The sequence below is a fragment of the Mycobacterium neglectum genome, assembly GCF_002591975.1.
In the GTDB taxonomy this organism is placed as follows: Bacteria; Actinomycetota; Actinomycetes; order Mycobacteriales; family Mycobacteriaceae; genus Mycobacterium; species Mycobacterium neglectum.
On the sequence record NZ_NVQE01000049.1, the window covers coordinates 33,427 to 42,259 of the forward strand.

The 8,833-nt window shown below is 64.8% G+C and carries 6 protein-coding genes; 3 read left to right on the forward strand and 3 right to left on the reverse strand.

The features are described 5' to 3' along the window. Nucleotides 1–257: 257 nt before the first annotated feature. Complete coding sequence (locus CSQ99_RS26435) at nucleotides 258–3,011, forward strand: SpoIIE family protein phosphatase (protein ID WP_218014618.1); 2,754 nt, start codon at nucleotides 258–260, stop codon at nucleotides 3,009–3,011. A gap of 54 nt (nucleotides 3,012–3,065) precedes the next feature. On the opposite strand, the gene sigJ is transcribed toward CSQ99_RS26435, so the two are convergent. From sigJ to metG, 3 genes are read right to left on the reverse strand one after another with little or no spacing between them, the layout of a single operon-like run. Further along, entirely contained in the window at nucleotides 3,066–3,992 is a 927-nt protein-coding gene (sigJ, locus tag CSQ99_RS26440; RefSeq protein ID WP_245909106.1) for an RNA polymerase sigma factor SigJ, read from the reverse strand. Then, entirely contained in the window at nucleotides 3,989–5,176 is a 1,188-nt protein-coding gene (locus CSQ99_RS26445) for an NAD(P)/FAD-dependent oxidoreductase (RefSeq protein ID WP_099041967.1), read from the reverse strand. The genes sigJ and CSQ99_RS26445 overlap by 4 nt, the downstream gene beginning before the upstream one ends. Nucleotides 5,177–5,225: 49 nt before the next feature. Further along, the gene (gene metG, locus CSQ99_RS26450) at nucleotides 5,226–6,773 is read right to left on the reverse strand and encodes a methionine--tRNA ligase (protein ID WP_099041968.1); all 1,548 of its coding nucleotides are present in this window, start codon (nucleotides 6,771–6,773) and stop codon (nucleotides 5,226–5,228) included. A 24-nt stretch (nucleotides 6,774–6,797) separates the two neighbouring features. On the opposite strand from metG, the gene CSQ99_RS26455 reads away from it, so the two are divergent. Beyond that, a complete protein-coding gene (locus CSQ99_RS26455; RefSeq protein WP_099041969.1) occupies nucleotides 6,798–7,640 on the forward strand; it encodes a TatD family hydrolase in 843 nt (280 codons plus the stop codon). 82 nt (nucleotides 7,641–7,722) lie between these two features. Next, complete coding sequence (locus tag CSQ99_RS31725; protein WP_281258514.1) at nucleotides 7,723–8,742, forward strand: resuscitation-promoting factor; 1,020 nt, start codon at nucleotides 7,723–7,725, stop codon at nucleotides 8,740–8,742. Nucleotides 8,743–8,833 lie beyond the last annotated feature (91 nt).

An 8,833-nucleotide genomic window follows, 5' to 3' on the forward strand; every position in this document is an offset into this window, starting at 1 on the left:
GCGGGCAGCTAACATCGGTGCGTCTATACGCAGCCGCCGCGCTGCATGAGGGGGGATCCGATGAAGCCGCAGCAAGCAGCGATTGGATGAATCCGGAAGCAAGGCCTCCTGAAATCGCGCATCCGAGAATGTAGTGACGACGAGCGATCAGGTCGCCTCCTACGGGGCGGTGTCGCGTGAATGAATCAGCTTCTCGTGTGAGTCCGCCGGCCGATCCGAGCCGCCGGGGACCCATTGCGGCGGCGATAGTCCTGGCCGTGGCGACCCTGAACTGGGTCGGCTGGGCGACCGGAATCCAGGCGTTGACCAGGATCTACCCGAGCTGGCCGCAGATGGTGCCGTGGACCGCGCTGTGGCTGGTCGCCCTGGCGGTGGCGCTGCTGGTGCAGTCGGGCCGTCCGACGCATGCCCGGGTGTGGGTTGGGCGCAGTGTAGCGGCGGCGGTGGGTGTGCTGGCGACGGTCGTGCTGGCGGAGTACGCCACCGGTCGGGCGTTGGGCGTGGATCAGGTGTGGTTTGGGACTGCGGTACGCGGACTCCAGTCCACCTGGCCGGGTCGCCCGAGTCCACAGACGGCGATCTCGGTGCTGTTCCTGTCCGTTGCCGTTGGGGTGACCCGGGTGGATCGGGGATGGGCCCGCTTGACATGGGTCTTGTGTTGCGTTGCCGCGATGGTCGCCCCTGCCGTCACGGCGCTGGCGTATTTGTTCCATGCGGTCTCGCTGTTGACGGTCGCGCAGTCCACCGGAATGGCCTTGGCGACTGCGCTGGCGCTGTTGCTGCTGGGATTCGCGGCCGTGACGGCACATCCCGAACGGGGTGCGGTAGGGCGACTGCGCTCTCGACCGGACCGCCGGACGCTGATTCGTTTGGTCGCGATCATCGCCAGCTTCCCGATCTTCGTCGGGCTGTCGCGAATGCTTTTTCTCTCCATCGGTCTGAGCGCTGATTCGGCGCTCACCTTCTCGACGGCGGTGGGCACGGGCGTTGTCGGATTGCTGGCGTTCCACCTGAACCAACGCGATGAAAGGCAACGTGCGGCCGCCGAATCCGATCGGATTCTGTTGCGGGCCAGTGCTGACAGCATGCTCGACCCTCAGGTACTTCTGGAGGCGGACCGCGATGTCACCAGGCAGGTGGTCGATTTCCGCTATCGCAGTGTCAACCAGGCAGCCTGCTCATATTTGGGGCTGCGGGAAAGCGATCTGGTCGGGCACACCCAGCGGGAAGCCACGCCGAATCTTGAGAGCCCAGAGTTGCAGCGTCGCTACATCCAGTGCCTCGACGACGGGGAGCCGGTGATCCACGACGATTTCGCGCTCTTCAACGAGACGCTCGACGATGCCCGCCGTTACGACATCCGCGCCACGAGGGCCGGAGCCGACCTGCTCAGTTTGACCTGGCGCGACGTCACGGAGCGGTTCGTGGCCGCGCAACGCCTCGCAGTGTCCGAAGAGAACTACCGTCTGCTGGCGGAGAACTCCGGAGACGTGATCGTTCATCTTCGCGACACCAAGATCGTGTGGGTCTCCCCGTCCGTCCAAGCTGTCCTGGGTGCCCCACCGGAACACTGGGTGGGCCGTCAGATGCAGGAGGCGGTTCTCCCGGAGGCAACACTGGACCTCGCCGCTCAGGCCGCCACTGTCCTCGCGGGTGGTGAGGTGCGCCGGCGCATTCGAATACTCGCTGCGGATGGCCTCACACACTGGTTTCATATGCACGCCAAGCCCTTCTATGACGCCAGCGGCCGCGAGGACGGGGCGCTGAGTACGCTGCGTCTGATCGATGACGAAGTGGCCGCGGAGCAGGAAGCCGAGGAGGCGCGTCGGCAACAGGCCCGGGCGGAAGCCCGCTACCGGCGGTCGATGGACAGCGCCGCCATCGGCATGTGCCTCGTCGCCCCGAACGGCGCCTTCGTGGAAGTCAACGACGCGCTTTGTGAACTGTTCGGCTACGACGCCGACACCTTGAAGCAGAAAACCTGGCAAGAACTCACCGTCCAGGAATACCTGCAAGCGGATCTTGACAACTTCAACGATGTCCTGGAAGGCCGCAAAGACTCCTACCGGATGCTCAAGCAGTACGTCCATGCCGACGGTCATCGGATCTGGGGCGATCTATCGGTGAGCTGTATCCGTGACGAGAACGGACAGGTGGATAACTTAGTCTCGCAGATCGCCGACATTACCGCCGAGGTGGCTGCACGAGAACAGCTCGCCCAGAGCGACGAGCAGAACCGCCTTCTGGCACAACGCCTTCAGCAGCAGAGCGAGCAGATCGCAGCCGAATTGGAAAGTGCGGCGGCCTACATGGCCTCGATCATGCCCAGCGGTCTGACCGGAGCCGTTGACGTGACGTCCCGCTACCTGCCCTCACGAGAACTCGGCGGTGACTGTTTCGACTACACCTGGATCGACGACGACCACCTTCTGGTTTACCTGATCGACGTCTCCGGCCATGGCCTCGAACCCGCATTGCTCGCGGTCTCCGTGCACAACATGCTGCGATCGGGAACCCTCGGCATCGAATCCATGGTGGCGCCGCAGGCGGCGCTGACCGAACTGAACCGCCTGTTTCAAATGGACGATCAGGTCGATCACTACTTCACGATCTGGTACAGCGTCTACCAGGCATCCACTCGTACGCTTCGCTACGCAAGCGCCGGCGCCCCGCCCGCAATCGCTTTCGACAACGCCGGCGACGGCACCGTCTCACTCACCGAGTTGTTCACTCCGGCAATACCTGTCGGGATGTTCGGGGACACCGTGTTCACCACGCGGACCTACGCCGTCCCACCGGGGTGTCGGATCCTGATCTACAGCGACGGCGCGCAAGAGATCCTCCTCGCCGACGAGCACCAGTTGTCCGCGGCCGGCTTCAAGGAGATCAATGCCCGACTGGCCGGATCGTCGAGCTGGTCCCTCGACGGACTCCTCAAAGAACTGATGGACCTCACACCGACAAAAACCTTCGACGACGACTGCTCACTGATCCAGCTGACATTCCCTTGAGGCCGATGCGACACGCACTCGGAGTTTGCCAGTCCGGGCCCGATACGGCCTACGTCACGATCGACCGATTTCCCGCGGCGTCGTGACCCCGGTCAGCTTGTCCGGGTTTCGCATCGCGTAGAGGTTCGTGATCTTGTCCTCGATCACCTCGAATACGACGAGGCCCTCAAGGTGATCGCCGGTGTAGACGACGATCGCCGGAGCACTGTTGTAGACCGCCGTCTGGAAACGCATTTGCGGCGTCTCCTCGGCCACCTGAAACACGCGGGCCATGAGCGCGGCAACCCGCCGGGCGCCAACGACGGGCCGGCGAATCGCTGCGGCCTTACCACCGTGGTCAGCCGTCCAGGTCGCCCCCGGTGCCAACAGCGCCATCAGTCCGTCCATGTCTCCGGTGGACGCGGCGGTCAGGAACTGCTCGGTGATCTGTTGGGTCCGCTCGGCGTCGACGGGTCCGAAGCGATTGCGCCGGGCATGCACGTGTTCGCGCGCACGGTGCGCCATCTGGCGCACCGTCGGCACGGATTTGCCCACCGCCTCCGCGATTTCGTCGTAGTCGAAGCCGAACGTCTCACGCAGCACGAACACCGCCCGCTCGTCGGGGGTGAGCGTCTCGAGAAGAACGAGCATCGCCATCGAAACCGATTCGGCGAGAACGACGTCGGCCGAGGCATCGCGGTCGTCGAGCAGCAGCGGTTCTGGAAGCCACGGCCCGATGTAGTCCTCGCGACGGCGCACGCCCTCGCGCAGAGTATTGAGCGCCTGGCGGGTCACCAGTTGCGCCAGATACGACTTGGTGTCGCGCACCGTCGCGAGGTCCACGTCGGCCCATCGCAGATAGCTGTCCTGCAGCACGTCATCGGATTCGGTTGTCGAGCCGAGGATTTCGTAGGCGATGGTGAACAGCAGCGGCCGTAGATGGGTGAACCGCTCGGCGTGTTCTCCCCCGGCCGAGCCGGCGATCGGACCCTGGGTGGTCACGCTTGTGTGACCACCTCGGGCGCGACCTCCGTCGGCCGTGGGCCGCCCTTGAACCAGAAGGTCGATCCCGGCTTGCGGGCCTCTCGGCGCATACCCCACAGTGTGCCCTTGCAGATCGCCTCCTTGATCTTGGCGGTGAGGCGCCCGCTGAAGTAGAGGTTGACGGCCGTGTCGTTCATGCGGCCCAGCTGCAAAATCCCGGCGCGGCGTCCGAGGCTGATGCATTGCGCCGGTATGCCGTACTCGAACCTGGCGGGCGCGGTGCCCGCGATCCGACTGAGCACGGTGTTGGCGGCCTGCGGCGCGAGCTGCGATGCAGATGCGCAGCACATCCGCAGCGGCTCGCCCGAGGGCGATGCGCAGTCGCCGGCGGCGATGACGCGAGGATCGTCCACGCTGGTCAGAGTTTCGTCGGTGAGCAGGCGGCCGATCGAGTCGGTGCCCAGGCCACTGGCCGCGGCCAGGTCCGGCACGCCGAAGCCCGCGGTCCAGACGGTGACCGCGCTCGGGCGCACGGCCCCGTCTTCGAAGACGACGGCGTCCGGTCGCACCTCGGTCACAACGTCTGTTTCGAGCACGGCAACCCGCAGCCTTGCCAGCGTCTTGGCCACCGATCGGCGCCCCGGCACCGACAGCGTCGGCCCCAACCGGCCGCCACACACCAGGGTGACCTTTCGCCCCTGCTCGGCGAACTCGGTGGCCGCCTCGATGCCGGTCAGCCCGCCACCGACCACAGTCACCGGTGCGTCCGGGTGCAGGTCGTCGAGAGCTGCGCGCAGGCGCTGTGCCTGCTCCAGTTCAGCGATCGGATAGGCGAATTCGGCCGCGCCCGGTACTGACGCCGGTACGACGCCGGTGCTGCCGACCGCGTAGATGACGTAGTCGTAGTCGACCGCGGAACCGGATGCCAGCTCCACAGTGCGGTTGGCGGTGTCGATGCGGGTTGCGGTGTCGACGACCAGCTTGATGCCGCTGCCGAGCAGGCTGCCGTAGTCCACGGTTGCGTCGTAGTTGCCCGCGGCGAATTGATGCAGCCGGATTCGCTCGACGAACTTGGGACGGGGGTTGATCAACGTGATGTCGGGGGCGTTCCAATCGCCACGCATCCGCAGATGGTTGGCCGCCAGTGTTCCCGAGTAGCCGCCGCCGACGACGACGACCTTTGGAGTGATGTGTTGAGTCATGCCCTCAAGACACCGCCCGCCCGCCGATCGTGACAGAAAGTGACGTGCGTCACTCCACCTGGTGGCGCGGGAACACACCCACCGGCGCCGGCAGCACAGTGCCGGGTGCGATCCGTGTCTCGACGGACGCGAACGTCCGCTGATCGGCGGTCTGCCCGAGCAGGTCGAGCAGCTTGGCCATCGACTCGGGCATCACCGGCTGGCTCAGCAACGCCGCGATCCGCACCGTCTCCAGCGTGGTGTACAGCACGGTGCGGAACCTGGCTTGATCTTGGGCTTGGTCGGACTTGCGCAGCACCCACGGCTCCTGCGCGGAGAAGTACCTGTTGGCTGCGCCGAGCACCGACCAGACGGCTTCCAGCGCCAGGTGCATCGCGGTGGCGTCGAAGTGGCCGCGGACGCGCTCGAGTAGTCCGTCGGCGGCGTTCAGCATTTCTTGGTCTTCGGCGGTGAATTCGCCTGTCTCAGGGACGATTCCGTCGAGATTCTTGGCCACCATCGACAGCGACCGCTGCGCGAGGTTGCCCAGCTCGTTGGCGAGGTCGGCGTTGATGCGACCGATGATCGCGTCTTCGCTGTAGCTGCCGTCCTGACCGAACGGCACCTCCCGAAGGAAGAAGTAGCGCACCTGGTCGACGCCGAAGGCATCCACCAAAGCGTTCGGATCGACCACGTTGCCCACCGACTTGCTCATTTTCTCGCCGCGGTTGAGGACAAAGCCGTGCACAAAGACCTTGCGCGGCAACTCGATTCCCGCCGACATCAGAAAAGCCGGCCAGTAGACGGTGTGGAACCGGATGATGTCCTTGCCGATCATGTGCAAATCGGCGGGCCAGAACCGTCCGAACATCTCCGATGAGGTGTCCGGGAAGCCCACGCCGGTCAGATAGTTCGTCAGCGCGTCGACCCACACGTACATCACATGGTCGGGGTGGTCGGGCACCGGCACACCCCAGTCGAACGTCGTTCGCGATATCGACAAGTCGCGTAACCCGCCGGAGACGAAGCTGACCACCTCGTTGCGCCGAACGCCGGGCTCGATGAACTCCGGATGCGCCTCGTAATGCGCCAGCAGTCTGTCGGTGTAGGCCGACAGCCGGAAGAAGTACGTCTGCTCCTCGGTCCACGTCACCGGGGCACCGGTCTCGGTGGCGATCCGCACACCGTCGGCGTTCACGCTGGTTTCGCCTTCGGTGACGAAGCCTTCGTCACGCACCGAATACCAGCCCGAGTAGGTGTCGAGGTAGATGTCGCCGGACTCGTTCATCCGCTTCCAGATCTCGATCGACGCCTCGTAGTGGTCGGCGTCGGATGTCCTGATGAACCGGTCGAACGAGATGTTGAGCTTTTCCTGCATCCGCTGGAACACATCCGAGTTGCGCCGAGCCAGCTCCGCGGTCGGTATGCCGAGGGCCGCGGCCGTCTCGGCCATCTTCTGACCGTGAACGTCGGTGCCGGTGAGGTACCGCACGTCGTAGCCGTCCAACCGCTTGAATCGCGCTATCGAGTCCGTGGCGATGTATTCGTACGCATGGCCGATGTGCGGTTCGCCGTTGGGATAGGCGATGGCGGTGGTGATGTAGTAAGGCTCACTCATTTCCGGTCAGCTTATTGTGTGGCGGTGAGTCGCAACCGTCCGCCGCCCCCGGCCCCGGAGCCGCTCGTACCCCTTATCGACGCCCACACCCACCTCGATGCCTGTGGCGCCTCCGATGCCGAGAGCATCCGCGCGATCGTCGACCGGGCCGAAGCCGTCGGCGTGCAGGCCGTTGTGACGATCGCCGACGATCTCGAGTCCGCGCGTTGGGTCACCGAAGCCGTCGACGCCGATCCGCGGGTCTATGGCGCTGTAGCGCTGCATCCCACCCGCGCCGACGCGCTCACCGACGAGACCAAGACCGTCATCGAGCGGTTGGCCTCCCATTCGCGCGTCGTCGCCGTCGGGGAGACCGGTATGGACATGTACTGGCCGGGCAAGCTCGAGGGCTGCGCCGACCCGGCGACCCAGCGCGACGCGTTCGCATGGCATATCGACCTGGCCAAGCGCATCGGCAAGCCGCTGATGATCCACAACCGCGATGCCGACGCCGCCGTGCTGGACGTACTGCGCGCCGAGGGCGCACCCGACACCGTGATCTTCCACTGCTTCTCGTCCGACGCCGAGATGGCCAGGGCCTGTGTGGCCAACGGTTGGCTGCTCAGCCTGTCCGGCACCGTCAGCTTCCGGAACGCCACTGCACTACGGGAAGCGGCGTCGCTGATTCCGCTACAGCAACTTCTCGTGGAGACCGACGCGCCGTTCCTGACGCCGCATCCGTACCGAGGTGCGCCGAACGAACCCTATTGCCTGCCCTACACTGTCCGTGCGCTGGCCGAACTCCTCAACAGCGCCGCTGAGGACATTGCGCAGGAAACTACTTCGACGGCCGTACGAGCCTATGGACTGGCGAGTTGCCGCCCGTGAGGGTTTTCGTTACCGTCTTGTGATCAAACGCGGTGTGTTACCGGGCATGGCGCACCGTCCGATAGTCGGGATAGACCACGTTTTGAGCATTTTGAATAAGATCCACCAAGAGCAGTCGCCGTTGTTGCGCCTCGTGGTCGGAGTGACGTTGCTTGCGCTGGCCTTCGCGGGCGGATTCGCGGTAGCTGCCCACAAGACCGTGACCCTCGCCGTGGACGGCACGACCATCACCGTGCCCACCATGAAAACGCGTGTCATCGACGTTGTCACGGAGAACGGATTCGACGTCGGCGAACGTGATGACCTTTACCCGGCGGCCGAGCAACCGGTGCACCAATCCGACACCATCGTGCTCCGTCGGAGCCGGCCGATTCAGATCTCCACAGACGGCCGTGACAGCCGTGAGGTGTGGACGACAGCGTCCACCGTCGACGAAGCGCTCAGCCAGCTTCAGATGACCGACAAGGCGCCCGCAGCGGCGTCACGCGGAAGCCGTGTGCCGCTCGCAGGCATGTCGCTTCCCGTGGTCAGCGCAAAGACTGTGCAACTTGCCGACGCCGGAGTGCTGCGCACCGTGAATCTCGCCGCGCCGAACGTGGGCGCCCTGCTCGAGGTCGCCGGCGTACCGCTGCAGCAGAGCGACGAGGTGGTGCCCGCCGCATCCTCGCCGATCGTCGACGGGATGCGGATCGACGTGAAGCGGGTGCGGATCGAGAAGGTCACCGAGCGTGCGCCGCTGCCGCCCGCGAACCACCGGATCGAGGATCCGACGCTCAACATGAGTCGCCAGATCGTGGAGGATCCTGGCACCGAGGGGACACAGGACGTCACGTTTGCTATCGCGAAGGTCAATGGCATCGAAACTGGGAGAATGCCAGTAGCCAATGTCGTGGTCGTTCCAGCTCGTGACGGTGTTCTGCGGGTCGGTGTCAAGCCTGGTACAGAGGTTCCGGAAGTAAACAACGGAGGTACCTGGGACGCTCTCGCTCGCTGCGAAGCCGGAGGTAACTGGGCCATCAACACCGGCAACGGTTATTACGGTGGGGTCCAATTTGACCAAAACACCCGAGGTGCCTCACCTAATTGTGAGCGCGAAGGGTGAGCTGGTGCCTCACGCATAATGAGCGCGTGGGGGCTTGCGTTACTTCGCCGTGGCCAATCGGTTGATTGACGGTTGCAATGCTTCCAGGTCG